Origin of the sequence: Arthrobacter bambusae, from assembly GCF_022606295.1 — a bacterium.
Classification (GTDB): domain Bacteria; phylum Actinomycetota; class Actinomycetes; order Actinomycetales; family Micrococcaceae; genus Arthrobacter; species Arthrobacter bambusae_A.
On the sequence record NZ_JAHHZS010000013.1, the window covers coordinates 1 to 24,453 of the forward strand.

24 protein-coding genes are annotated in these 24,453 nt (G+C 61.4%); 16 read left to right on the forward strand and 8 right to left on the reverse strand.

The genetic code is table 11. The annotated features are described in order from the left end of the window. From KNN17_RS10790 to KNN17_RS22650, 5 genes are all read left to right on the forward strand, one after another. Positions 1-321, forward strand: a 321-nt coding sequence (locus tag KNN17_RS10790; protein ID WP_241708948.1) for a hypothetical protein, incomplete at its 5' end; no start/stop codon positions are given. A 424-nt stretch (positions 322-745) separates the two neighbouring features. Further along, positions 746-1,810, forward strand: coding sequence for an agmatinase (gene speB / locus KNN17_RS10795; protein WP_241708954.1), 1,065 nt, complete (start codon positions 746-748; stop codon positions 1,808-1,810). Next, positions 1,807-3,471, forward strand: a complete 1,665-nt coding sequence (locus tag KNN17_RS10800) for a thiamine pyrophosphate-binding protein (RefSeq protein ID WP_241708957.1) — start codon at positions 1,807-1,809, stop codon at positions 3,469-3,471. The genes speB and KNN17_RS10800 overlap by 4 nt, the downstream gene beginning before the upstream one ends. A gap of 556 nt (positions 3,472-4,027) precedes the next feature. After that, on the forward strand, positions 4,028-4,906 hold the full coding sequence (locus tag KNN17_RS10805; RefSeq protein WP_241708958.1) for an alpha/beta fold hydrolase: 879 nt from the start codon (positions 4,028-4,030) through the stop codon (positions 4,904-4,906). 1,486 nt (positions 4,907-6,392) lie between these two features. Continuing rightward, the gene (locus tag KNN17_RS22650; RefSeq protein WP_372489659.1) at positions 6,393-6,743 is read left to right on the forward strand and encodes a substrate-binding domain-containing protein; all 351 of its coding nucleotides are present in this window, start codon (positions 6,393-6,395) and stop codon (positions 6,741-6,743) included. Here KNN17_RS22650 and KNN17_RS10810 read toward each other — a convergent pair. The 3 genes from KNN17_RS10810 to KNN17_RS10820 all read right to left on the reverse strand — a co-directional run bounded on the left by KNN17_RS10810 (position 6,731) and on the right by KNN17_RS10820 (position 9,551). Further along, the gene (locus tag KNN17_RS10810; protein ID WP_241708959.1) at positions 6,731-7,468 is read right to left on the reverse strand and encodes an SDR family oxidoreductase; all 738 of its coding nucleotides are present in this window, start codon (positions 7,466-7,468) and stop codon (positions 6,731-6,733) included. The two genes, KNN17_RS22650 and KNN17_RS10810, sit on opposite strands and share 13 nt — an antisense overlap. A 34-nt stretch (positions 7,469-7,502) precedes the next feature. Then, positions 7,503-7,826, reverse strand: coding sequence for a flavodoxin (locus tag KNN17_RS10815; protein WP_241709142.1), 324 nt, complete (start codon positions 7,824-7,826; stop codon positions 7,503-7,505). A 357-nt stretch (positions 7,827-8,183) separates the two neighbouring features. Continuing rightward, positions 8,184-9,551 (reverse strand): MFS transporter, encoded by a 1,368-nt coding sequence (locus KNN17_RS10820; RefSeq protein ID WP_241708961.1) that lies wholly within the window; start codon positions 9,549-9,551, stop codon positions 8,184-8,186. 131 nt (positions 9,552-9,682) lie between these two features. Here KNN17_RS10820 and KNN17_RS10825 point away from each other — a divergent pair, with 131 nt between their 5' ends. Genes KNN17_RS10825 through KNN17_RS10835 form a run of 3 tightly spaced genes read left to right on the forward strand, consistent with a single transcriptional unit; the run spans position 9,683 to position 11,698 of the window. Beyond that, positions 9,683-10,552, forward strand: coding sequence for a helix-turn-helix transcriptional regulator (locus KNN17_RS10825; protein ID WP_241708963.1), 870 nt, complete (start codon positions 9,683-9,685; stop codon positions 10,550-10,552). Next, entirely contained in the window at positions 10,549-11,424 is an 876-nt protein-coding gene (locus KNN17_RS10830; RefSeq protein ID WP_241708974.1) for an aldo/keto reductase, read from the forward strand. The genes KNN17_RS10825 and KNN17_RS10830 overlap by 4 nt, the downstream gene beginning before the upstream one ends. Positions 11,425-11,440: 16 nt before the next feature. After that, positions 11,441-11,698, forward strand: coding sequence for a hypothetical protein (locus tag KNN17_RS10835; RefSeq protein ID WP_241708982.1), 258 nt, complete (start codon positions 11,441-11,443; stop codon positions 11,696-11,698). Between the two features lie 266 nt (positions 11,699-11,964). Here KNN17_RS10835 and KNN17_RS10840 read toward each other — a convergent pair whose 3' ends face one another. Both KNN17_RS10840 and KNN17_RS10845 read right to left on the reverse strand, forming a co-directional pair. Continuing rightward, positions 11,965-12,285 carry a histone-like nucleoid-structuring protein Lsr2 gene (locus KNN17_RS10840; protein WP_241708983.1) on the reverse strand — a complete coding sequence of 107 codons (321 nt, stop codon included), beginning with the start codon at positions 12,283-12,285 and terminating at the stop codon, positions 11,965-11,967. Between the two features lie 31 nt (positions 12,286-12,316). Beyond that, on the reverse strand, positions 12,317-13,180 hold the full coding sequence (locus KNN17_RS10845; RefSeq protein ID WP_241708984.1) for a hypothetical protein: 864 nt from the start codon (positions 13,178-13,180) through the stop codon (positions 12,317-12,319). Between the two features lie 83 nt (positions 13,181-13,263). Between KNN17_RS10845 and KNN17_RS10850 the strand changes: the two genes are divergently transcribed. Then, entirely contained in the window at positions 13,264-13,992 is a 729-nt protein-coding gene (locus KNN17_RS10850) for a hypothetical protein (RefSeq protein ID WP_241708985.1), read from the forward strand. A gap of 357 nt (positions 13,993-14,349) precedes the next feature. Here KNN17_RS10850 and KNN17_RS10855 read toward each other — a convergent pair whose 3' ends face one another. Next, complete coding sequence (locus KNN17_RS10855; protein WP_241708986.1) at positions 14,350-14,568, reverse strand: hypothetical protein; 219 nt, start codon at positions 14,566-14,568, stop codon at positions 14,350-14,352. Positions 14,569-15,647: 1,079 nt separating this feature from the next. On the opposite strand from KNN17_RS10855, the gene KNN17_RS10860 reads away from it, so the two are divergent. Continuing rightward, the gene (locus KNN17_RS10860; protein WP_241708988.1) at positions 15,648-16,349 is read left to right on the forward strand and encodes a hypothetical protein; all 702 of its coding nucleotides are present in this window, start codon (positions 15,648-15,650) and stop codon (positions 16,347-16,349) included. Between the two features lie 1,086 nt (positions 16,350-17,435). On the opposite strand, the gene KNN17_RS10865 is transcribed toward KNN17_RS10860, so the two are convergent. After that, positions 17,436-18,161, reverse strand: coding sequence for a nucleotidyl transferase AbiEii/AbiGii toxin family protein (locus KNN17_RS10865; RefSeq protein ID WP_241708989.1), 726 nt, complete (start codon positions 18,159-18,161; stop codon positions 17,436-17,438). Continuing rightward, complete coding sequence (locus tag KNN17_RS10870; protein ID WP_241708991.1) at positions 18,140-18,637, reverse strand: hypothetical protein; 498 nt, start codon at positions 18,635-18,637, stop codon at positions 18,140-18,142. The genes KNN17_RS10865 and KNN17_RS10870 overlap by 22 nt, the downstream gene beginning before the upstream one ends. A 239-nt stretch (positions 18,638-18,876) precedes the next feature. Between KNN17_RS10870 and KNN17_RS10875 the strand changes: the two genes are divergently transcribed. From KNN17_RS10875 to KNN17_RS10900, 6 genes are all read left to right on the forward strand, one after another. After that, positions 18,877-19,332 (forward strand): helix-turn-helix domain-containing protein, encoded by a 456-nt coding sequence (locus KNN17_RS10875; protein ID WP_241708993.1) that lies wholly within the window; start codon positions 18,877-18,879, stop codon positions 19,330-19,332. A 1-nt stretch (position 19,333) separates the two neighbouring features. Beyond that, the gene (locus KNN17_RS10880) at positions 19,334-19,888 is read left to right on the forward strand and encodes a PIN domain-containing protein (RefSeq protein WP_241708995.1); all 555 of its coding nucleotides are present in this window, start codon (positions 19,334-19,336) and stop codon (positions 19,886-19,888) included. 1,445 nt (positions 19,889-21,333) lie between these two features. Continuing rightward, the gene (locus tag KNN17_RS10885) at positions 21,334-22,533 is read left to right on the forward strand and encodes a hypothetical protein (protein ID WP_241708997.1); all 1,200 of its coding nucleotides are present in this window, start codon (positions 21,334-21,336) and stop codon (positions 22,531-22,533) included. Further along, positions 22,530-23,147: a DUF4041 domain-containing protein gene (locus tag KNN17_RS22535; RefSeq protein WP_308196795.1), complete on the forward strand. Its 618-nt coding sequence runs from the start codon at positions 22,530-22,532 to the stop codon at positions 23,145-23,147. The genes KNN17_RS10885 and KNN17_RS22535 overlap by 4 nt, the downstream gene beginning before the upstream one ends. 57 nt (positions 23,148-23,204) lie before the next feature. After that, positions 23,205-23,918, forward strand: a complete 714-nt coding sequence (locus KNN17_RS10895) for a GIY-YIG nuclease family protein (protein WP_241709144.1) — start codon at positions 23,205-23,207, stop codon at positions 23,916-23,918. A gap of 100 nt (positions 23,919-24,018) precedes the next feature. Further along, a complete protein-coding gene (locus KNN17_RS10900; protein ID WP_241709001.1) occupies positions 24,019-24,450 on the forward strand; it encodes a Wadjet anti-phage system protein JetD domain-containing protein in 432 nt (143 codons plus the stop codon). The last annotated feature ends 3 nt before the right edge of the window (positions 24,451-24,453 follow it).

A 24,453-nucleotide genomic window follows, 5' to 3' on the forward strand; every position in this document is an offset into this window, starting at 1 on the left:
TGCCCGACGACGACAGAAAACCCCTGCTATTCCACCAAGGACAATACGCCAGACTCACCACGTGAGCCAACGGACCCCACACACACCAGCCTCAAAAACCCCAGCCGGAAAGACAAAGACATGGTGATCGCCTGGGCAAAGAAAATTCGCCGTAGTGCAGATGCGCCACGACCCGACCTTTTGTGTAAAGACATGGAAAAAGGAAGCATGAACCGCCGGCTTCGAGGACAAATTCTGCGGTTTTCCAAAAGCAAAACGCCCGGAGACTCAATTCGCAGTTTTCTAAAACTCCATCGAGAAATACGACAGAATGGTTCTTAGTCGCGATCATGCCGCTTTTGCAGCCGACGCGGCTGCTGCGAGTGCCGCATATGGGGCCGCGTCCAGAATTCGCGTCATCCGCCACCTCCGCCTGAACGGGCCCTCAACACGTCCTGACATCGTTGAAGCCACGGAATTAAGCCACGGTCAGGTCGGTCAGATACTAAACAAACTGGGTAATTTAGGCATGGTGTCAGCCTGCGCAAATAGTGCAACTTTGCCGTCAAGGGAACGCGTGTACGTACTCAATCTGGGGCGGGCCGACTCCCTGCTCAATGTGCTCATAGAATACACAAGTGGTGCCTAGCACGCAGGGAGCCAGCTCCCCCTAAATGTCATTCGCACCTTGCCATGCCCCCATACACTTCGTACATTTATTCGGCACATTTACGTAGACAACAAATCAAGAGGAAACGACTTAAACATGGAAGAGCTTCGTATTGAGGCCAACGGCAACCTTGGTCCTATTGATTCGGCCCGAATCCCGCGCTATGCCGGTGCTGCCACCTACGCCCGCTTGCCCCGCCTGGACCAGGTGTCCAAGGCCGATGTCACGGTGGTCGGTGTCCCCTTCGACTCCGGAGTTTCCTACCGACCCGGCGCCCGTTTCGGGGCCAACCACGTGCGTGAAGCCAGCCGTTTGCTGCGCCCGTACAACCCGGCCTGGGACGTCAGCCCCTTTGAGAACATCCAGGTTGCCGACGCAGGCGACATGGCTGTGAACCCGTTCAACATCAACGAGGCGATCGAGACCATCCAGCAGAACGCGCTGGATCTGACCGCCAACGGAAGCAAGCTCGTGACGCTTGGTGGCGACCACACCATCGCCCTGCCGCTGCTCCGCGCCGCTGCCGAACGCGCCGGCGAGCCCGTTGCCATGCTTCACTTCGACGCCCACCTCGACACCTGGGACACCTACTTCGGCGCCGAATACACGCACGGCACCCCGTTCCGCCGCGCCGTCGAAGAAGGCATCCTGGACACCGAAGCCATCAGCCACGTCGGTACCCGCGGCCCTCTTTACGGCAAGAAGGACCTCGACGACGACCACCGCTTCGGCTTCGGAATCGTCACCTCGGCGGACGTCTACTACCAGGGCGTCCTCGAGACCGTGGCCAAGATCCGGGACCGCATCGGCAGCCGCCCGCTGTACATTTCCGTGGACATCGACGTCCTGGATCCGGCCCACGCTCCGGGTACCGGCACGCCTGAAGCCGGCGGCATCACAAGCCGCGAACTCCTCGAAATCATCCGCGGTTTCCGAGGCATGAACCTCGTGGGTGCAGACATTGTCGAGGTCGCCCCGGCGTATGACCACGCTGAAATCACGGGCGTCGCGGCCAGCCACGTTGCCTACGAACTCGTCACCCTCATGGCGGACAACGCCGTCGAAGGCAACCGCCACGGCGCCCCGAACGGCTACGCTGCCCAGGCCCTTGGCCAGGAATCCCGGCGCCCGGCCGGGTTCGCCGCGGTGGTCACGAAGTGACGGACCAGCGCAACGGCGGGGATCTCGTCGTCGAGACCCTTGAGGCGCTCGGTGCGAAGACGGTCTTCGGGATCCCGGGCCAGCATGCCCTGGGCCTGTTCGACGCGATGGGCCGCGGCAATCTGCACTTCGTCTCCTCCCGTGTGGAGAACAACTCGGCTTTCGCCGCGGACGGGTATTCCCGTGCCACGGGCGAGGTCGGGGTGCTGTTCCTGTCCACCGGTCCGGGCGCTTTGACGTCCCTGGCCGGCCTGCAGGAAGCGTATGCCACCGGCGTGCCGATGGTGGTCGTGGCGAGCCAGATCCCCTTGGAGGGTTTGGGGGCGCGCCGGAAGGGCATGCTGCATCAGCTCGATGACCAGAAGGCCTCGGCCGCGAACGTCACCAAGAGCCAGCGCCTCATCCAGCACGCGTCCGGGATTCCCTCGGCCATCCAGGACGCCTGGACCGAGGCCATTTCCTCGCCCCAGGGCCCGGTGTGGATCGAAATTCCGCAGAACGTACTCCTGGACCCCATCATGGTCCCGCCGGTGGAGGACGCCCTCGCCGAGGCGGCTGACAACCCGCCGCGCGTGGAGCTGATTCGCGAAGCCGTCAAATGGCTTTCGACGGCGGAACGTCCGGCGATCATCGCCGGCGGCGGCACGCGCCGCGGCCGGGCCGAGAAGTCGCTCCTGTCGATCGCGGAAAAACTCCGCGCCCCGGTGATCTGCACGCCGGGCGGCAACGGGGCGTTCCCGTGGACCCACGAGCTGTCCCTGCAGTCCTGGATCGAGGACCGCCACATGACCGATGTCCTCGAGGACGCCGACGTGCTCATCGTCATCGGTTCCTCCCTGGGCGAGGTGACGTCCAACTACTTCACCTTCGAACCGCGCGGGCGCATCATCCAGATCGACGCCGAACCCCGGGTCCTCGAGTCCAACCGGCCCGGCCTGGGCATCCGCGCCGACGCCGGACAGGCCCTTGCCGCCCTCGACTCTGCCTTGGATGAGGCTTTGTCTGCGACGGCGACGGTACCGGACTGGCACGGCGCTACGCCCGAGGACCTCGTCAAGGAGTCCCTGGCCAAGGTCAAGACGCGACTTGAAGAGCAGGACCTCGGCAAGGAACTGAAGTTCATGGCCGACATCCGCGAAGCCGTTCCGGCGGACATGCAGACCTTCTGGGACATGACGATCTCCGCGTACTGGGGATGGAGTTGCTGGGACGCCCGCGAGGGCCAGTTCCACTCGGCCCAGGGCGCCGGGGGCCTCGGCTACGGTTTCCCGGCGGCCATCGGTGGTGCGGTGGGATTGGAAACCGTCGGCAAACCCAGCCGCGTGCTCGCAGTTTCGGGCGACGGCTCGTCCATGTATTCAATCTCCGAGCTGGCCACCGCCAAGCAGCACAACGTCCCGGTCACGTGGCTGATCGTGGACGACGGCGGCTACGGCATCCTGCGCGAATACATGGTGGGCGCCTTCGGCAAAGCCACGGCCACCGAGCTCGCCCGCCCGGACTTCGTCAAGCTCGCCGAGGCCTTCGGTGTCCCGGCCCGCAGAGTGGCCCCGGGCGACGTCGGGGACGCGCTCCGGGAAGGGTTCGCCGCGGACGGCCCCAACGTCGTCGTGGTTGAAACCCTCCTGAAGATGTTCGGCCCCACACACCTGGGCGACTAACACAATGAGAACGGGGTGGCACTCATTGTGCCTGGAACAGATTTCACTAGGCCGCAGTCTTACCTCAGGCGGTGTCACATTGAGATCTGGGAGGGGACCCAACTGGCCGGGCGCTCATCTCGATGACGGCTGGGATTTGTTGAGTGAACGGGCCTCCTTTTTCGTTGTTTCACCCGAGTCCGTCAACGAACGACTAGTCCGGATATGGATCGAGCCCGAGGCGGACAACTGGACGCGCCGTGGGAAAGTTCGGGCCGGAAAACGCGACACGCCGCCTTTGCTGATGGCTGACGAGGTCCGCCCCGAAACCCCTTCACGAATAGCCGCCATTCGGGAACAGGACGAAATACGGTCACCGTCTAACCGACCGCGCCACAACATAACTCACACCACACGACAGGAAGGTTCTCATGCTGACATCTATCGACCCGGATTCCGACCGTGCATTCCGATCGAAGGTCGACGTCTCCTGTAATTGTCGCGTGCAAATTGACGCGACGGCCCTCAGGGCCCGCACAGCGGAGCAGGTGTCCGAATGAATCGTGGGGAAGGCACAGTGGACGAAGCTGATGAGTTCTTCCTCGGAAGCGTCAGCCCGATGTACGTCCAGCGTCGACTTGGCGGGGTCGGGCCTTCGCGCTCCGGTCCTGCGATCGTCTTGATCCCGGGCGGTTGCCACACAGGCATGTGCTGGACAACCACGCCAGATGGCCGCCCCGGCTGGGGACGTCTTCTTGCCGTAGCAGGTCGGACCAACTACGTCGTCGACTGGCCAGGCACAGGCCGGTCTCGTCGGGATGAGGGGTACACCACGCAGGGCGCAGGTCCGACCGTCGATGTCATCGCGCAGCTGCTCGGCCGCCTGGATGATGTCGTGGTTATCGCGCACAGCATCGGGGCACCGCTAGCGGCGAAGGCGATCGAAACTGCACCGGAATCTGTCCGCGCATTCGTTTGTCTCGCGCCATCAGCACCCGGAAACATTCCCCAGGCTTGGCCAGGGCTACCCACAACGCAGCCCTACAAGATCGGCGCCGACGAGGCGGCCCGTACCCTCGCCAATTCCGAGCGGTTCCCCCGCGAGTACTTTGACGAGTATCTTAGCTCGCTATGCGACCTGAGTCCGTCCGTCCAGAACGCGTGCGGCAACGTTGACGGCAGTGGAACGCTCATGATTCGCAACGTCGCTCGACTCACCGCGGTGCGGTCGCTGGTGATTGCGGCCGAGCAGGATGCGCTTAGCCCGACCGAGTCCTCCATCGAGGTGGCCGACTTCCTTCAAGCTGAGTTCGTTCTCCTCGGCCGCGACTGGGGCTTGCCCGGATTTGGTCACATGATGCCCATCGAACGCGGTTCGGAACAAATCCTTGACCGGATCTCTCAATGGATTGACGCCGACACCCCAACCGGAGAAACCGGGTCGAAATTCGGATGAATGCCCCGCCGAGAAAGCGCCCTAATAGGTTTGAACCGCACGCCGAAAGTTGGACTCGAAAATAAGAGTCTGGTCTTCGGAGGGCTGAATAAACATGATGTTCGAGTCTGCCGACAGGTGGCGGATCGCACCGAGCGTGATACGGCTCGCGGGCCGTTGTGACGTTGATGGGAGTGCCGAAGGAGACCATGTAGTGGGGGCTACATTACCCTTATGGGATCGAAGGTCTGGAGCCTGTAATGACGAATCGGAAGTGCGCGTTCGTGGTCAAGACCGCGGCTGTCGAGGCGTTCCCGGCCGAGGCGACGAGGGAATTCTGACTTGAAATAGTGGCCAAAGTTTATGGTCTACGGCAGACAATGCTGATGCTGAGCGGACACCCTGATCTGCATGTGCCGTCGTAACGCGCCGTCGGCTACCGCCAGCGTTCGCGTTAATGGGACGATTCGGCGCGAGCAAGAACCCTCGGTGGATCCAGCTGGCGACTTGGCGCCTCTTCGGGTTTGGAAGAAGGACCGCTGGGGCTGAACCGAACAGGGGCGCGGCGAGGTAGAGTCTTCCACGAGAAGGTTCGTGACGATTTCGGGATTTTTTACGGAACGAAATGGTCGGAGTCCACGGCTCGGAGATCCGCCACAGCTGTCCTGCCGATGCTTGCTTGCCAACACCCAGGTTCTGGTCGCGTTGCGGGGAAGCCCAACGACTCTCCTTCCGGCAGGCACGCGGCGCAGGCCGGAAACGGAGGGGAACCTCCCGCAAGGCCACGCGCAACTCGATCAGCAATTCTGCGTTGCCCCCGAACGTTTGGACTGGGCCGCTCATGGGACCTCGATGGCTGAGCAGTCTTCCACCCTCTACGATGTCGGCGTCCTCGCTCGGCAATCCGTCCTTCAAGCCTCTGAGGCACTCCACGGTGGGGCGACGCTGGCGTAGCACCAGTCTGATCGCTTGTTCGTCGCGATGAGGAAGCTCGGCTACCGCCCTCTAGTGCCTGCAATCGGCGAAGCACCTTTGGGTGTAAAGATCGTGGTGCCCGCCCTGACATCGTGGTTCTACGCCCAGGCCGCAAGCATCGCACATCGCATATTTCAGCTCCGGGGGATTCCGTCCACCGTGCTTAGCTTCTGTCGGGAGCTCGGGCACGGACTCCCGCAACTCGCGGGCCTCGATCAGGTCATCCACCAGGTGAACCAGCGCAGCAGTGGGGTCCTGGCGAGGGGACTGGACTCGAGCTCCAACAGATCGATGCCACGCAAGATTCAGGTGCCTCCGTCGTCCAAAGGGGACAGGCGACGGAACTTTGGGACACGGTGGGGACCGACGACGAACTTGCTGCCTGGATCGCAACCAGCCATTGGCTGGAACATACGACACCATGGCCGTACTGCGGGCAGGGTACGGGCGGGCACTGGCGGAGAGCGACCTGGAGGCTGACTAGGACCTCATCGTCACCACGAGCACCTCGATCGATGGCGGCTACCGCGCTGTGAACGAGCTCATCACCTACCGTGGACGCCCCACCACCATGGTGGCCGGATGCAACGAGATCGCCTTTGGATCTCTGAAAGCGCTTGAGGAACACGGACTGAGAACCTCTGAGAATCTCTCCATCGTGGGCATCGACGATCACACCATAAGCTCCCAGCTCCACTTGAGTACGGTCGCGCAACCGGTGAAAGACCAGGCGGCCCTGTGGCCCGCCTCTTGGTGGACAGGATCGCGGGGATGTCTTCCCTTCCGAGTCGCTATGCGCTGTCGACCAGGATCGTTCCGGGACAGACATCCCGGAGGGCACGGGCCTCCCATGGTGCTCTGGAGTGTATTTCAGCCGAGCTGATCAGCCGGGCGGAGGAGGACCTCGTTGATCACCAGGTGGCGGGGCCGGGAGAGGACGAAGGCGATGACCTCGGCCACTTCCTCGGGCTTGACCTTGGCGACGTCGTAACTCTTCTGAACAGCCTCGCGGGTTGCCTCGTGGGTGATGTGGGTGGGCAGCTCGGTGTCGACGACACCGGGCTCGATCAGTGTCACCCGGACGGTCGGCAACAGTTCCTGGCGCAGCGATTCCGACCAACCGTTGACGCCCCACTTGGTGGCGGCGTAGACGCCGTTTGTTGCCCGGGCGGTACGGCCTGCGACGGACGAGATGTTGATCAGGTCACCGCCGTCGCCGTTCTTGAGCTGTTCGAGAAAGACCTCGGTGGCGGTGATGCAGCCGAGCAGGTTGGCCTCGATCATGGCCCGGTAGTCCCCGTGCTGATCGGGGGAGAACGGCCCGAGCAGCATGACCCCGGCATTGTTGACCAGGACATCGGCTCCGCCGAGCTCGTCCTGTACTCGCTGAGCGGCGGAGAGGAGCTGATCGCGGTCGGTCACATCGGCTTGGATCGCGATGGATCCGTTGCCGAGTTCGGCGGCAAGAGCTTCGATCCGGTCCAGCCGGCGTGCGAGCAGCGCGACGCGGTACCCGTCTGCTGCCAGGGCTCGGGCGGTTGCTGCGCCGATGCCGGAGGATGCGCCGGTGATGACGGCGACGCGAGCGGTGTTTTGGGTGTTGCTCATGAGTGGGGACTCCTTCGAATCGTTGATTACAGGTTTATGTCGCTGGTCTGTGGTCTCTTGATGCCGCAGGCTGGCGGAGTTGATTACATGACGCCGTTTGCTCGAAGCCAGGCATCAAGTTTGGCTGGGGCCTTTGTTGACGTCTTCGCCTCGGACGGCCAGACCATTGCGGACGATGCTCCCGGCAGTTTTTCCGGTAGCGCCGATCAACACCCCCCATGCCGCTGACGGCATAGGTGACGAAGGGCATGACGGTCTTGCCCTTCAAGTTGACGCTCTCGATGAAGGTGGACATGCTCATCGGTGCGCGGACATTCCAGATCGGGCTGCCCTGCAGCACCGTGTCGTATCCGGACATAACTCGGATCGTTCCGGCGATGCCGGGCCGTGCGTCGCGTTTCTTCTCCTCCACGTTTCGCTAAAGGGTCGGATCGTAGGCCGGGGATAAGGGTCTGCTGCCTGGATTTCGAAGGTGTCGCGGTCGACGAGGCCGGCGATCGTCTGTGTTGAGGGTTTCGTGTTGCCGAACTCGAGATCGCGACCTCCTCCCTCGCAATAGTTCTCGCCAGGCCGGGAGAAGTACGTGAGCAACGTCCTGGATCCTGAACTTGGCGGGAACTGCGGTGGCATATCGAGTGATCCTTTCGGCGTCGCCAGGGCTGCGAATCCTGCGGCGCTGATGAGGGGCCTGCGGGTCAGTTCGCTCATCGAGGACTCAGGCAGCCTTGCGAAGACGGAGAGTTACGGCGGCAAGGACCAGGAGCACCAAACCGGTGACGATGTAGTCGATGCGGAGGCCTGCCTGGAACACGGTCTGAGTAGCGAGGACCGCACCGAAGATCGCGATGCCAAGCGAACCACCCATCTGCCTCGCTGTGTTCAGCACACCACTGGCCGTACCGGCCCGTTCGGCGGGGATATGGTCCAGGATGAGAGCGGTCAGCGGGGGAACGGTGGAGGATCCACCCAGACCGACAGGAACCATGAGCAAGGCGTTGACGATGACCGGGGCGTCCGCCGGAAGCAGAGCCTGGGAAAGGAGCCCGAGAGCCATCAAAGTCATGCCACCGATGGTGGTGGAGATCTTCCCGAGTCGTTCCATCGCACGGGCGACGAACGGGTTGAGCAGGGCCACGAGTCCGGTCATCGGCAGGAACAGGAGGCCGGTGATCAGGGCGCTGACTCCGCGCTGTTCCTGGAAGTAGAGGCTCTGCACGAAGACGACGCCATAAAACGCAGCCATGGTGACGAAGGCAATGCCAAGCCCGATAGACACCGTGGTAGACCGGAACAAGTCCAGAGGCATCATCGGATGCAATCCACGAGCCTGTGCGATGAGGAACATGACCGCACCGATCACGGCCAGTGCGAACGCGGCGAGAACCTCAGGGGCACCATAGCCGATGGATCCGCCTTCGATAATGGCGAAGGTAAGTCCGCCGAGAGCGGCGATCGCCGCGATCTGCCCGGCCCAGTCGAACGGGACGGCTCGGCGCGGGGACGGGGCGACGCGGGCAAGGACGATGAGAGCAAGGACGCCGACGGGCAGGTTGACGAAGAAGATCCAGCGCCAGCCGACCTGGGTCAGGATCCCGCCGACTACCGGTCCGGCGGCTGAGGCGACGGAACCGCCGAGCGCCCAGTAGGTGATCGCTCGTCCGCGCTGGACGGCGTCGTGAAAGGCCTCGCGGATCAGCGCCAGGGAGGTCGGGGTGATCATCGCCGCGCCGATGCCTTGCACGACACGCCCCGCGATCAGGATGGCAAGGCTCGGGGCCGCCCCGCACGCTGCGGAGCCCAGGACAAAAACAATCATGCCGATGCCAAACGCGCGGCGTGCACCGACACGGTCGGAGATGGACCCGCCGAAGAGCTGGAGCGCGGAGAACATTAGCGTGTAACCGGTGACGATCCACTGGAGCCCGGACAGCCCGCCGCTCAGCTCGTCACGGATGTGGGGGAGTGCGACGTTCACGATCTGGGCGTCGAGCGCGACGACGAAGAAGCCGAGCATCGCGACGGCGAGCGACATGCGCGGCCTGGCGGCCTGGATGGTGCGGGTGGGGGAACTGGTCTCGGCCATGTTCGTCTTTCGGTTCTGCGCGTTAGGTACTTCATCAATGCAAGCAGTCAGGAAGAGAGCGAAGAAGGGACCGGTTATCCGTGTAATGGCAGTTCCTCCCAAGTAGCTGAAAACCGTCGTAGCGTTTATGCATGGACCAGAAAAATGCGGTGGGCGAATTCTTGCGCACCAGACGAGACCGGATCTCGACGGAGCAGGCGGGGATCCTCGGCGGTACCCGTCGCAGGGTTCCGGGCCTGAGGCGTGAGGAAGTGGCAATGCTGGCCGGCGTCAGCGTCGAGTACTACGCCAGGATGGAACGGGGAGACCTGCGCGGAGTCTCAGATGAGGTCCTCGACAGCATTGGCAGAACCTTGCTTCTGGACGAGGCCGAGACCGATCACCTGCATGCCCTTGCTACGGCAGCCAGTCCTCAGCCGGTCCGCAGGCGCAAACGTCCGCTGGAGCAGCCGTTCCGTCCGAGCCTGCAGCGGTTCATCGACGCGATCGCGATGCCCGTGTGGGTGCGGGATCGCCGGATGGATTTCGTGGCCGGCAACGCGCAGGGCCGGGCTCTCTATGCGCCGCTGCTGGAGGATCCGGCGAGCCAGGGCAACACGGCAAGGTTCACCTTCTTCAGCCCGGCCGCGCGGGTGTTCTTCCCCGATTGGGAGCAGAACGCCTCAGACATCGTCGCCTCGTTGCGCAGCTACGCAGGTCAAAACCCCCGGGACAAGCGCCTGACCGACCTGATTGGCGAACTGGTGACGCGCAGCGATGACTTCCGCGTCCAGTGGGCCGCGCACAATGTCCGGCACCACCGGACCGGCATCAAACGCATCCACCATCCCGCGGTTGGCGACCTTGAGCTGGTGTACGAGGCGATGGACTTCCCCTCGAACCCCGAATGGTTCATGTTCGGCTACACCGCCGAACCCGGCACCCCCAGCGAGGAGCGCCTGAAGCTGCTGGGCAGCCTCGCCGCCGAAACCTCACCTTCCGAACACAAGGAGAAAGCATGAACATCACCCTGAACAACGGCGTCGAGATGCCGGCCCTGGGCTTTGGCGTCTTCCAGACCCCGCCCGAAGAGACGGTGTCCTCCGTCGTGGAGGCGATCGGTGTCGGCTACCGGTTGATCGACACCGCCGCGTCGTACTTCAACGAGCGCGAAGTCGGCGAAGGTATCCGCCAGTCCGGGATCCACCGGTCCGAGGTTTTCATCGAGACCAAGCTGTGGATCAGTGACTATGGCTACGACGAGGCCCTGCGCTCCTTCGAGAAATCCGCCGGTAAGCTCGGCGTGGAGCAGATCGACCTGCTCTTGCTGCACCAGCCGCTGCCCACCGACTTCAGCAAGACCATCGGCGCGTACAAGGCCTTGGAGACCCTGCAGGCCGATGGCCGGGTCCGGGCGATCGGTGTTTCCAACTTCATGCCGGAGGTCCTGGACCGCCTGCTCGCCGAGACAGGCGTGGTCCCCGCCGTCAACCAAGTGGAGGTCCACCCGTACTTCTCCCAGCCGGAGGTCCAGACAGCGGACGCCAAGCACGGCATCCTGACCCAGGCCTGGTCGCCAATGGGCGGGATCACCAGCTACCGCGGAGACGCCAGCAAGTCCACGTTCAACGACCCGGTGATCGGTGAGATCGCTGAGGCGCACGGAAAGACGCCCGCCCAGGTCATGCTGCGCTGGCACCTGCAGGAAGGCCGCTCAGCCATCCCGAAGTCCGTCAACCCGGTACGCATCGCTGCGAACTTCGACGTCTTCGGTTTCGAGCTGACCGCTGATGAGCTGGCCCAGATCGACGCCCTGAACACCGGAGTGCGCGGCGGCCCGGACCCCGCCATCATTACCCTGGAATCCTTCCACCGCGACATCCCCGAGGCCTGAGCCGCGAGGGCCGCGCGTGCCGCAGATTAACGCACCGGGGCCGGGGACTTCGGAGCCGGGAATACCGTTCCAGTTCACGGCAATCGGCACCGGCTGGCAGATCGACACTACGGATGCGCTGCCCGGGCGGTTGCGCTCTGAAATCCTCGGGCTCGCTGAGGATTTCGACCGCACCTGGTCGCGGTTCCGCGCAGACTCGCTGGTCGCCGAGGTCGCGCACGCGCCGGGGTCGCTCACGCGCCGGGCGGGGGACGGTCGCGTTCCCCGCCCGTAACGCGGCCTTGCTGGATCTTTACGACCGCCTCGTCGCGGCGACGGGTGGAGCGGTGGACCCTCTGGTTGGGCGCGACCTGGAACTGTTGGGCTACCGTGCTCTGATCCTGTTACCGGCAGAATCTTGAGGTCAATTAAACGAATCAGGGACTGAAGCTAATTTCTTCAATCCCTGATCTCTTTTGTTGAATAGTCAATTGCGCCCCCATACGCTCTGTTATAGCCGATACCAGTTAGACGTGCACGCTTTCCTGGTCGGTATCGAACCTAGTGAGCTGTTTGGTAGCGCTCGATTACGTCGGCCTGAATTCGGCCCCGACTGTTGATCGGAATACCTTGTCCAATCGCCCAGGCGCGGATAGCCTTGGTGTCGGTGGTAGTAGCGGCCGAGCGACGTGACGGAGTCTTGACTCGCCCCACTTTACGAGCCGCGGCCGTGAACTTGCTCACGGCTTCACGCAGTTCATTCGAGTGAGCTTCATTGAGATCAATCTCATATTCAGCACCGTCGATGGCAAAGCTGATAGTTTCGTTTGCATCGGTACCGTCGATGTCGTCGACTAGACGGATATATGTTTTAGTAGCCATGGGAACAAGCATAGTTGAGGAAGCCTTAAATTTAGATGTCACGGGCTGCGCTTCGAGCGGCTTCCATAACCGGCCCGACGATCCGCGGGCCAATCCGATAACCATCCGCTTTATGCGTCAGAAACGTCTGGGCGACTTCACGACGACGCTGCATCGTCGTGGCATTTTTCCAATCAGGCAGCGTTTTCAGCTCATCAGCTAGTTCCTGAATTTGGTACTGGAACTTTCTCTCATACTCGAAGATGTTCTGGTCCGCTACTCGACCAGCTTGGCTGGCAGCTTCACCTACAACATAGGGTTCAATCTCGTCTTTGGTAACGGACGCTATTATCGACTCCGCAACCTGACGACGCTTATTCGCCGGCGCACCGCGGAACTCGGGAGATGTGACGAGAGCGGAGATGAGCTCAATGATCCTGACTTTTTGAGCGATCTCGTGGTTTAGAGATTCCAGGGTCATGGTTCGCTGGGTTTCGGCCATCGCGGTATCCAGGCTCTCAAACAGCGACTCCCGCCATTCGCAGGTTGCCGTCCATTCGAAAATAAGACCGTGCGCCGGCCAACGTAGCCACAGCACGTCCACTTCGCCGTCATGTGAACCGGCTGCCGAAACAAGGCGGTTCACCTCGGCCGGAAGCTCCTCTCCGTCCTCCTGGGCTATGACTTCTCTTAGCTCGTCAGGATCAAACTTGTGCACCGTGAGGGAGACGAACACTGCCTGGGCGGAGATAGCGATAGCAAGTGCGTTGTCGATGCTGACCATCGCCGCGCTGAGTTGCACGTCAGCCGATTTCACAAATTCGGCTTCTGCTACATACAGCAACCCGCGATCCACGGCCTTGTTGGGGATCTCTTCAGCCAATGCGGCTAGCTCAGCAGATGTGAAGATCGTCATGAGGAGGACTATAGGGGATGGGGCTGACAGGTTCGACGCTGCCATTACGAAGGATCGTCCGCTTGCTCCAGTAGGCTCAGCGCATGGAGCATCATTTGTCATGGTTTGACGCCAACGCGGGTTGGATTGGGTTTGCCGGCCTGGTAGTTGGTGTCCTAGGAGTCCTGACCGGTTTCATCTTTTACTGGCTGTCACGCAGGCCGAAGCGGTTCGGCTGGCAGCTGATGGATCAAACGCCAATCCTCAGCAGGAGTGCTGCGGGGTTGCCAATCAGGATAATTCATGGCGATGGCGTTGAAGCCCAGTTTCCGCAGCTCTCAGTTATCCGACTGGGAAACCGCGGAAAAGCTGAAATTACGGCGCACCACTTCGATGGACCGATTCGGGTGTCCTTCAAACGAAGCAAACTCATCGGCGCGGCTCTGCACGACCGCCTGGGAATTGGCGTGACAGCGGACATCACGCAAGAAGGCAACTCTGCCACATTCACTCCATCGTTGCTCAACAAGAATGAATGGTTTGAAGTTCAGTTTGTTACTGATGGTGACGTAGAGACGCCCATACTGTCCGCAAGAGTAGCTGGCCACGACACCGAGACTGTCGAGATTGCTGAAAAGCGGCGAGATTTTTGGCGGCTTGTGCAGTTCATTTCAGGATTTATGTTTGTCGTGATATCTGGGACCAATGTATTCGCTCCGCATGACTGGCAGCCCCCTGGAGTCGCAGTGACTTTAATTTTCGGTGTAATTTACTTTGTCGCTGGTAGACGGAAGTCGAAAGCGCCTACCTGGCGGCATCCCCGTCACCGCTAGTTTGGCGTAAATGCTATAATCCACTCATAGCAGGAACTCAGCAAATGGGTGGAATGACCATCTCCGACATTCCAGTACTAACGAGGCAGGGTCAGCCTCCGATCTCGACGCCTGCACCCAAGCCGCAAGATTAGTGATGGCAGAGAGTCAAATTGCCGAAGCCAAGAAACTCAATCCCAAGCAGGAATTTTTCTGCAAGCTTTACGCTGCCCCAGGCGAGTACTTCGGGAACGGCACGCAGGCCTACATCGAGGCGTATCACGCTGATCTGACGAGGGTAGGAGCCTACGCGGCCGCTCGCGCCGGGCATACGACAAGGTCACTAAGCCTCACATTCTTGCTGCTATTCGTGCGTTGCTAGAACTCGGTCCACTGAACGAAGAGACCGTCGATCGAGAGCTCCCGTTCGTCATCATGCAGAACGCTGATCTCCCGTCCAAGATGGCTGGAATCCGCGAGTACAACGCTCTCAAGGCTCGTATTAACAAGAAGCTTGAACACACGGGTAAAGGCGGTGGCCCCATAGCCTTCGTCGACATGGCCGCAGATGACGGAGACAGTTAGACCTCGTATCATCCCCACGCCGAATCAGCGTGAAGCCATCCGAGCCATCAAGGCCGGCATCCGCTACATTCTCACCGGCGGCGCGATTTCGACAGCTAAGGGCTACGGCCCAGCGCAGATCTTCATTTCCGGCACTTCGCAGACTAGCGTGGTTAGGGCCGTCTGACGTCGGGGGCAGGAGAGGTCAAGGGCCTCTTTGAATTGGTGGCGACCAAGCTTCCAAATAGAAAAAGACACCCTGATATGCCCAGCGCTACTTCCTTCCCGGGCGGTCTCTGTTGCGAGCGGGCAGACGTGGTTCTTGGCGTCGACGGCATCGAACTCTGCTCTGTCACGGCGCCCGAGCCCGGTCTGGTTCTGCACGTTGAGACCGCCGAAACTCTTAGCGGTTATCCGGACTGCGGTGTCGTCGCCGCCCGGAACGTCCACCGGCAGGTCCAGCTCCGCGACACCCCGTATTTCGGCCGTCCGGTGCGGCTGCTGTGGGCAGAGCGTGTCCGGCGCCGCCCGAAAGACAAACCGTGCCTAAATATTAAGAGCCGAATTAGTACTACGCCTCCACTTGACGCGCGCCGCCAACGAGGAGAGCCTGCTGCCGTGGGGCACCGCGAATACGTCCAACGCCGCTGCAGCTCAACTTTCGAAATCGCCAGGTATCCGGAGCCGGCGCCCACAGCAGTACTGCTGTACGGTCTGTTGCCCAAAGTGTCGCGGCTTGAGATGACTAGATTGTGGGCTCCACCCAGCAGAGGATGGAAAAGGGGCAGACGCCTTTCCGGCAAGGAAGCTGGGGGATTCGCCAGCTCCGATCCAGCGGAGGACCCCGCTTCGGTCGGGATGTCGAGGTGATGACCGGTCGAAACCTTGGGCGACACGATCCCAGCGCGGATCGTCTTGCCCGTGATTGCCCCTAAGTTCCCAGATTCATCGGCAGAATGGACTGCATGGACCCCGAACTCAATGTGGCGAAAAGAATTATGCCCCGCGCGCGAAACCCTGTGCCTCGTGGAAAAGGCTCGTCGTACTCAGCACGCAGGCTGCTAGGACGCTCAATAGTGTCCACTAAACATGGGAGTCTAGGAACACCAGGAATGGTCATCACCCTGGGAGCCATCGGCACTATCTACTATGCGTTACGGATCATCGGCTTCGTCGATGGAGACATAGACTCGGCCCTGGCTTTGATACCACACCTTGATCTCTTGCCGACTCTGACAGCAATGGTAGTTTCGGTCGTCCCGTTCATGGCGATCCCGTTTGCCCTGCTGTTGGTGCTGGTGCTTCGACGTATGGTTGCTGACGAGGTGACGAAGTGGGTCATCCCTCTGGTCGGTGTCATTTTTGTGGTGGCGGCACTTGCTTTGTCAAACGTCGCGATCGCTGCCCTTGCCACGCTATTGTGGGGGGCTCGAAGTCTATACAAAGGAATCCATCGGCACCGGCTAGTGCCCCGTCGGATGGCGCGCCTTCTGCAGGCCTTCGTGCCAACTGGCGGAATCGTCATGACCTGGACAGGAGTCATTCTTCTCTTCACAACGGCCATCGGACTTCCCTGGCAATCGTCCGAATCGATTGCGTTCCACGGCGAGCCAGCTAGGACGTTCTTCGTAATTTCGCAGGACGACAACCATCTGACCGTTGTCGATGACGCCGCACGAAATGTGACCATTCGAAATGCAACTGCGATTGACACTCGCGAATCCTGCATATTTGAAGAATCTCGCGTCCCCTTGTCAAGGTCGGTCTACCAATTGTTGATCGGCTGGCAACCCCGGCGAGCATGTCCAAATTGAAATTTCCTGATTGCCCAAGCGATCCGAAGGCGCACCGGAGGACTGTCCCTGTGGTGGAACCGTGAGTCTGACTTTAGGTACTTATGGTCGAGCGGCTGCGGCTTGGCATTAGCGCATCTAATGTGTCTAGTGATCCCAAGCAACATGAGGTCGTCCGGCGAAGGCCGGGCCCCGTAGCTTGAGGCTGCCGAAAGACTGCAGGCTGCCTTTCGCCGGCACCGTTGGACCCCGGCCCTCTGGCGCTACTTACGAAGCGCTCCGTATTTTCGAGGTCGTGCTTCGAAATGCCCTCGATCAAAACATCAGACCGGGGCGGGCCGTGCATATCAACGAGAAGTCAGGCCAGGACGCGGACAGTGGCATTTTTACGACATCTCATCGAGTTCGAAGCTGCTCGCTACTGCGCCGCGCTTATGCGGAAGGGGAAGCGACGGTGAAAGGCCGGAACGTTGCGGCGTTTGTGCTCATCGCTTCGATGACCGGCGTGCTCGTCTACGCGTGCATCGCGTAGGGCCTTATCTGGTGGCCAGCTTTAATCGGGGCACCATAGTCAGGCTATTTGGTGGCGGCCTTCTGGCGGTCGGCAGCATGCAACTTTTCGACTATGGAGACGACGTTCATGAAGCCTCTGCCTCGAGGGCGAATAAGGGCCTCTGGTCGAAGGCCCGTCGAAGCTAAGCGGACTTAACCTCCAGCGAGGTCCCTGAGCTTCGCCGTACAAGCCTGAGCTTCGCCGTACAGACACGGGCGACGAGCGCCCACCAGACTGGGCCAATTCTCAAGGCCCAGAGATCCATCGGGGTGAAAGGTCGGGTTGTAGCCGTGATCCTCTTAACGGCATTCGTTGGTGCGCACGGCAGAATCTTTTCAACTGGGTGTGGGCCTCACCGGAATGTTGCCGTTGCGGGTGGTGGCGGCAAGCCTTAGCGCGATTGCCGTTCGGAGAGGCAGCGCTGCCGCCCTTGAGGGCAGGGGCGAGTCGGTGGACCGACCGCTTTCGGCTCGGCTGCCAACTGGTTGCGAAGAATTAGGCAAACTTCGGAGGTCTCGGTGTTAGTTGGCTGCGGTGCCTGCGCGGATTGGCGCTTAGAGCAGTTCGGGACCGGGTTCGGGGTTTGCCGGCCCGGTGGGGTTGGCTGAGTCTGTGTGGGTTGTGCCGGGGTTTTGGCTGGTTTTGTGGATTGTTTCGGCGAAGTCCAGGAGGGTGGTGCTGAGGGTGGGGAGTTCACGGGGTTGCAGGCCGTATTTGGTGAATTCGGTGGTGGGGAGTGTCCGGTGCCTGGCGATGGCGGCGGCGAGGGTTGGCAGGTCCAGGGTCGGGTCGCGGCGTTGGCAGAGGGTGATCAGTTGTTGGTGGGTGAAGCGGTGGCTGGTGATGATGGAGTAGGCGTCGAGGTAGTCGCGGGCGTATCCGCGGGCGTAGACGGCGAGCAGTTTGGACGCGACGGTATCTTTGAGGGAGAGGACGGGGCCGATGTCGATGATGGCGGGGGAGTTCTCCCACCAGTCCAGTCCGAGGTCGATGACGACGGCTTGTTCATTGTGTCCTACGGTGACGCTGGCGAATTCCTCGTATTGTCGGGTGATCTCCACGGCGTATCCGGCGGCTTCGAGGGCGGCTGTCATTTTCTGAACCGATGCGGCGAAGGTTGCCGGGGTGTGCTGGCGGTGCAGGGCGAAGAGATCGATGTCGTCCGAGAGACGTTCGGTGATGCCGTGCTCGATCAGGGCCTGGCCGCCGGCGAGGATGAAGCCATCAGCTGCCAGGACGGCAAGTGCGATCTTGGCTGCTACGCGCTGAGAGTCGTCCATGACGGGTGTTCCTTCGCTTCGCGGGTGCCGGGAAGCTGGGGGAAGGTCGTTTCCCAGAGCTGCCTGCACCGGGCGGGCAGGATCATGGTCGGCCACAGGGCGGTCAGCCGTCCAGCGTGGACGATGCGGCAGATTTCCTCGATGGACCCGGAATTCTGCAAGGTGAGTTGGTACAGCACCGAGCAGCTGCCGTCATCGTCCACGTTGTAGCTTCTCTCCGGCCCCCAGTCCAGGTGCAGCGGGAGTTCCACGGATCCGGTCGCGGGGCCGTGCAGGTCGTTTAAAGCGGGCGGGACCAGGTATACGAGGGAGTCAGCGATCGTGTGGCGGTGCTTGTCCGGGGCTGCGACGTATTCGTGGAGCCGGGTACGGATGAGTTCGGACACCGACGTGCCTTCCCGCACGGCTTTGCGGTGGGCTTCGTTCCAGAGGTCGTCGCTGACGCGGATGGTGTGCCGTGGTGTCCCTGCCGACATGGCGCGCTCCTGCCTTTGAGAGGGTTTGGCTTCATGGTCAAGCCTACCCGGTGTCATGACACCCCGATATAGGGTGCCATGACAAGGTAAGAGGCGGGCCATCCGCATCCCATCACGTCTTTTCGTTTTTCTTGTTTCACTTGTTTTGTTTATTTCGCTTGTTTTGTTTATTTCGTTTGTAGGGTAGCGTAAATACATACATACACACAGAAGACAGGAAAGTGGAGAGGAGTAGGACAATGGCGACTCAGGCACCAACCCCGGCGTACCCTCACGGAAATGATTCTGAACTGGCGCGGGAAGCACTGAAGACGCTGCGTCGCGCCGTTGAGGCGCACGCGGATCCGCAGCAGCCGGTGGAAATGAAGGTTACCGATGGGGGGCAGCTGGAGATGCCCCGTGCTGCAGCGGATCTGATGATGAGAATCCTTGGGAAGATGGCAGCCGGGCAAGGGGTCACGGTGGTTCCCATGAATGCCGAACTCACGACACAGCAAGCAGCGGATATTCTGAATGTATCGCGCCCGTATCTGGTGGGGCTCCTTGAGTCCCAGGAAATCAAGTACCGAAGGGTCGGAACGCACAGGCGGGTACTCGCCGAGTCACTCTATGATTACAAGCGCCGCACGTCTGTAGCTCAGAAGGACGCCGCGGACGAGCTGTCAGCGCTGGGTCAGGACATGGGGATTATCTAGAGTGGTCGTTACGGTCATTTACGATGCAAACGTCCTGTATCCGAGCATGCTCCGCGATCTTCTGATACGAGTTGCTCAGGCGGGATTGGTTCGAGCCCGCTGGACGGAAGCCATACTCGACGAGACCTTCCGGAACCTGAAGGAGAACCGGCCGGACCTGGATCCGTTGAAGCTCGACCGCACCCGTGAGTTGATGTGCACCGCGATACCGGATTGCATCGTAGATGACTACCAGCCTCTGGAGCAGGTCTTCATGGACCTCCCGGACCCGGGGGATGCCCATGTAATGGCAGCCGCTTTGAAGGTTCAGGCTCAAGTAATCGTCACCAACAACCTCAAGCATTTTCCGGCGGAAACGCTCAGCCCATGGGGCGTGGAGGCCAAACATCCCGATGATTTCCTCATGGACCAGTTTTATTTAGATGCGGTGGAACTTCACATTGCTATACGCAACATGTCCGAGGCCTACAGGAATCCACCGCTGGATGTTAACGATGTCTTGGACCGGCTCGATTCCGAGGGAATGCCTCAAATTGCTGCGGCTCTTCGCAGGTAAGCCGTAGACGTTGCTTCTCAAGCGTCCGCTCGGCGTTTCCCGGCGGGCCCTCGGTCTTGCGAGAGGCTTCGATGAAGGGTGAAAACCGCGAGTGGTTTTGCCGTGGCTCAACGGGTCCCGTGGCCCGCGACGACCGCGTGTTCGTTACGGGCACTTGTTCGGCGTGATTCCAGGGACGGTTCAGATCTCGAAGGGGCAAAACGGCGTGTGCACAATGTGAACACTTTGGCCTTCGGACTGGGTCGTACATCGGCCGGACTGGGCCGTACTCGGCATGTTTTCGGGAGTTCTCAGTGTTTCCGCGGCCTGGAATGCGGTTCGAGTCCCACCTCGGGCACAGCTTTTTCGCAGGTCAGGGGCTTTTTGTCTTCTTACTGTTGACAAAGCTTGACTTTTTGGAATTCTTCAGAAAGAAAATCCATCGCGTCGAGGGTAGGAAACCTCGACCCCGAGGAGATCACTACGCGGAGCAGGTCCGACGTTTCTCGAAGACTTGGCCCGAAATCCGCGCTGGGTGAGAGCTGAAATCGGGGCACGGGGCCATGCACGCGATGGAGCCGTTCCCGCCGCAGACGGCGACGGCAGTCAGTTTCAGGAACCCGGCGCACTTCGGAGTGCTGTTCCTTGACTAGGCGTGAGATCGGGGGCATGGCCACGCGAAAAGGGTCAACGAAAGCAGCTTCGCTCGAAGCGACGCTCCATAGTAGCCGCTTGCTCGTCTCGGATCATTGCCGCCGTCCCCACACGGAGGCGCTGGCCAATGTGCCGTACACGCCCGTCGCGCTGGGAAAGCACGACGCCGAGGCGGTCGACCCTTGCTGTGGAATTAGCCAGGCCGGGGAGTTTTTCATGGAATAATCTCGGCGAGCTAAGCAAGAAATGAGTCACGACACCGATCGAGGGCTGTTAGATGTCTCAGATTGTTGCCCTCAGCCGCTGCAACGCCAGCCTTGCCCGAAAAACGAAAGTGTCCGGTTGGCAAGGGACCTTCCGCCCACTTCCCGCCACCCGGGCGCTTATCTCGGTCGAGCGCTTGCCGATCTACGGCGCAATAGACTTGAACTTTTCCAACCGGCACCGTTCAGGTGCGCTTACACGCCCTAAATTCCATGAAGCAGCAGAGTACTGCCGGCATGTAGCGAAATATTCGGGGCCAAGGGACACTGACATTACTTGGGTAAGTTCTCTGGCATCACGTATTTCAGGTGTGCGTCATCAGTAAGTTTGTTGCGGCGTCCTAAGCTCTCATTCCCAATGACATCCCTAATCGAGGCATGCAAACCTAAGGTTCAGCCGCTGGCAGGAAACGCCGCTGGAGGAATCGTTCAGCTTTCATCAGTTCCGCGATTTGACGTTCTAAGATGATCCTTGGTCCGTTTTGTATGGGGGTGGTTGGAATGGCGCGGAGTCGCGGATTTCTTGCAGAAATTCAACGTCAACAGCGGTTGGCTCAGCAGCGGGAGAATGCTTCTCAACGGGCGTCTGCGGCTGCCCAGGCAAGGGCGGAGAGAGCGCGGGCTGCCGCGGTTCGGGCTGCGGCGGCAGCGGAACGGGCGTCTGAGGCCCAGCGCAAGCGGCTCGAGAAGGAGGCCAATGCCGCGCACGTCGAGGCGCAGCAGGCCGTGGCCGAAAAGCTGAACGCGGACCTAGCCAACGAGTACTCGCAGATCGACGGACTCCTTGCTGCCACCCTGGAGTCAGACGACTGGGTTGACCTGCAGTCGCTGAAGCAGACAGTGCAGCACCCGCCATTCCCCCATCCCGAACTGGAAAGTCCGAATCCAGTTCCTAGACCCATTGAGGTACCCCCAGCTCCGGTTCGGCGCGAACCGGAGCCTCCAACGGGACTCTTCGGCCGGAAGAAGAAGCTCGAGGCGGCTCGCCAGGAGGCCGAGATCGAGTATGAGCAGGCCATGCGGGAGTGGACGGCGTACCGGGACTCGATCCCGGCAAAGGAGGCTGCGCTCAAAGCGACACGTGCTGCCTTCGAAAAGAAGAGGCTCGAGCAGCTCAAGGCTGAAACTTCCCGTTATGAGGGGGACTGCAAGGAGCGCGAGAAGGAGGTGGCCGAGCACAACGCTGCCATCGACGACCTTGAGGCCGCCCTCGGCTACGGGGTAGCCGACGCGGTCGAGGAGTACGTCGGGATCGTTCTAGCTAACTCCCTCTATCCCGAGCGCTTCCCCGTTCAGCACGAGGCCAAGTTCGACCCGGATACGGCTGAGTTGAAGCTCACTGTTGCTGTGCCAGCACCGGACCAAGTCCGCACCGTGAAGGCCTATAGGTACGTCAAGGCCAGCGACGAGATCACCGAGACCCAGCTGTCGAAGGCGGAAGCGAGCAATCGCTACGCCTCCGCACTGCACCAGGTCGCGATCAGATCACTGCACGAGATCTTCGAGTCCGACCGTCAGGGCCTCATCCATGCGGTCTCCCTGCAGGTCGGCCCCCAGACGAAGGACCCCGCGACGGGGCGAAGCACGTTCATTCCGCTCGTCGCGGTGACCTCACCCCGGGAGACGTTCCTGGAGTTCGACCTCTCTGGTGTGGTCCCTGCTGCCACGCTCCAGCACCTCGGCGCTGCCGTGTCGAAGAACCCCTCGGCGCTGTCAGCGGTGGATCCCGCCGGCGTACGCCGTTCATGAGCCCGGATCGCCTGCGGTTCAACCCGGCCCCCGGGTGGCCACCTGCACGGGCGGGGTGGACGCCCCCTGCGGGTTGGAGGCCGCCGAGCTCCTGGCCTCCGCCGCCGACGGGCTGGCAGCTCTGGATCCCCGACGGCGAGGATGAAGCGGTCGACGAGCCCACCGGTATGCCGGATCCCGACTGTGCCGAGCTCGCGCAAGAGACAACGCAGGCAGGCGCCCTTGGTTCCGGGGGTGAGACGTCCACGGGGAGGATCGAAGCACTCGAGGCAGAGAACGCAAGACTCCGCCGACTCCTCGAGGACGCGTCCGCGGCGTCTGAAGCCGATGTTCAGCTCGATGACCAGAAGGTGCTGCAGGAAGTCGGCGTCTACCGGTACCACCACCCTCTTGAGAACGCCGCGGCATACCTGTCACGCCTCCAAGACGTCGAGTCCCGCGCGGCGGCCCTGATCCGCGACGGCCACGCGATCGAGACGTCGAACATGTTCACTTTCGACAACTCGCTGGCCAAGGGACGGAAGATGTCCGCAGACATGGCCAAGCTAATGCTCCGCGCCTACAACGCCGAAGCCGACAACAGCATCCGCACGCTGAAGGCCGGCAACGTTTAGACGGCCAAGCGGCGACTGGAAGCCTCCCGCGTCGCGATCGCCCGATTGGGAGCGATAATGCAGATGCGCATCAGCGATGCCTACCATTCTCTCCGCATTGGGGAGATCGAGCTGACGGCTGACTGGCTGATGATGAAGCAGGAGGAGAAGGAGCGGGAGCGCGACGAGCGGGCCCGGCTCCGCGAGGAACGGCGCGTGGAGAAAGAGCTCGCGGAGGAACGTGCCAGGCTCGACAAGGAACGCGCGCTGCTCATGCAGACGCTCGAGACCCTCACCGCCGCCGGGACCACGAACGACGACCTCGTCCGGCGGCTCGCCGAAATCGACCAGGCGATCGCGGAGAACGACTACCGTGCAGCCAACATCCGCGCAGGCTACGTCTACGTCATCTCCAACCGAGGAGCGTTCGGCAAGGGAGTCGTCAAGATCGGCCTGACCCGCCGGCTCGACCCCACGGACCGTGTCAGCGAGCTCAGCGGAGCCTCTGTCCCCTTCCGCTTCGACATCCATACCATCTACTTCTCCGAAGATGCCGTCACCCTCGAAGCCGATCTACACCGTCACTTCGCAGACCGCGCCGTGAATCAGGCGAACGCCCGGAAGGAGTTCTTCTTCGCCACACCGGCCGAGGTACGGGACGTCCTAGCAGGCAAAGTCGGTAATCTCCTCGAGTTCACCGAAGAGGCTGAGGCGACCGAATACTTCCAGTCTTTGGGCGCGTGGCCTCCCCAGCGAAGAGCATTAGACGGCGGATTAGAAACATCGAGCTGACGAGATAACAGACGGAACGTTATATGCGGCTGTCGCACCTTGACGAACTGGCACGGTGCTGAATGCGAACCTCCCCAACCCTCAGACACGAAGGGTGCCCATGTCATGCGGATCGGAAGGCCGCCTTATCGGTAAGGGCGGGAAGACGCCCGCATCGTTCCCGTGGATCCGTGATGCCCCTGTGCTGGTCTACTGGGGCGACATGGACTGCGACGGCTACGAGATCCTGGATGGCTACCGGGCCGACTTCGGGCGCGACATCGAGTCGATCCTCATGGGACCGGAGGCCTACGAGGCCTACGAGGTCTTCGGCACAGAACTGGACCAGACGGGCCGGGTGCTCCAGCCCGGCAAGCCGAGGCCGGTGGAGACGCTCCGCGCAGAAGAGCGGATGGTGTACCTGCGTCTCCTCGATCCGCAGCATACCGGCCACCGGCGCGTCGAGCAGGAACGGATCCCCCTCGCCAGGGCGCTGGAAAAAGTGGAGTTGGTTCGCCGGAGGTTGGACCGGTGCGAAATCTTTGGGCCCTGACGT

Coding starts and splice junctions, on each gene's coding strand:
- speB (WP_241708954.1), top strand. CDS start 746: ATGGAAGAGCTTCGTATTGAGGCCAACGGCAACCTTGGTCCTATTGAT.
- KNN17_RS10845 (WP_241708984.1), bottom strand. CDS start 13,180: ATGACGATCTTCACATCTGCTGAGCTAGCCGCATTGGCTGAAGAGATC.
- KNN17_RS10865 (WP_241708989.1), bottom strand. CDS start 18,161: ATGGACGACTCTCAGCGCGTAGCAGCCAAGATCGCACTTGCCGTCCTG.
- KNN17_RS10820 (WP_241708961.1), bottom strand. CDS start 9,551: ATGGCCGAGACCAGTTCCCCCACCCGCACCATCCAGGCCGCCAGGCCG.
- KNN17_RS10825 (WP_241708963.1), top strand. CDS start 9,683: ATGGACCAGAAAAATGCGGTGGGCGAATTCTTGCGCACCAGACGAGAC.
- KNN17_RS10870 (WP_241708991.1), bottom strand. CDS start 18,637: ATGTCGGCAGGGACACCACGGCACACCATCCGCGTCAGCGACGACCTC.
- KNN17_RS10860 (WP_241708988.1), top strand. CDS start 15,648: ATGGTCATCACCCTGGGAGCCATCGGCACTATCTACTATGCGTTACGG.
- KNN17_RS10875 (WP_241708993.1), top strand. CDS start 18,877: ATGGCGACTCAGGCACCAACCCCGGCGTACCCTCACGGAAATGATTCT.
- KNN17_RS10855 (WP_241708986.1), bottom strand. CDS start 14,568: ATGATACGAGGTCTAACTGTCTCCGTCATCTGCGGCCATGTCGACGAA.
- KNN17_RS10850 (WP_241708985.1), top strand. CDS start 13,264: ATGGAGCATCATTTGTCATGGTTTGACGCCAACGCGGGTTGGATTGGG.
- KNN17_RS10830 (WP_241708974.1), top strand. CDS start 10,549: ATGAACATCACCCTGAACAACGGCGTCGAGATGCCGGCCCTGGGCTTT.
- KNN17_RS10810 (WP_241708959.1), bottom strand. CDS start 7,468: ATGAGCAACACCCAAAACACCGCTCGCGTCGCCGTCATCACCGGCGCA.
- KNN17_RS10900 (WP_241709001.1), top strand. CDS start 24,019: ATGTCATGCGGATCGGAAGGCCGCCTTATCGGTAAGGGCGGGAAGACG.
- KNN17_RS22535 (WP_308196795.1), top strand. CDS start 22,530: ATGAGCCCGGATCGCCTGCGGTTCAACCCGGCCCCCGGGTGGCCACCT.
- KNN17_RS10840 (WP_241708983.1), bottom strand. CDS start 12,285: ATGGCTACTAAAACATATATCCGTCTAGTCGACGACATCGACGGTACC.
- KNN17_RS10895 (WP_241709144.1), top strand. CDS start 23,205: ATGCAGATGCGCATCAGCGATGCCTACCATTCTCTCCGCATTGGGGAG.
- KNN17_RS10815 (WP_241709142.1), bottom strand. CDS start 7,826: ATGTCCGGATACGACACGGTGCTGCAGGGCAGCCCGATCTGGAATGTC.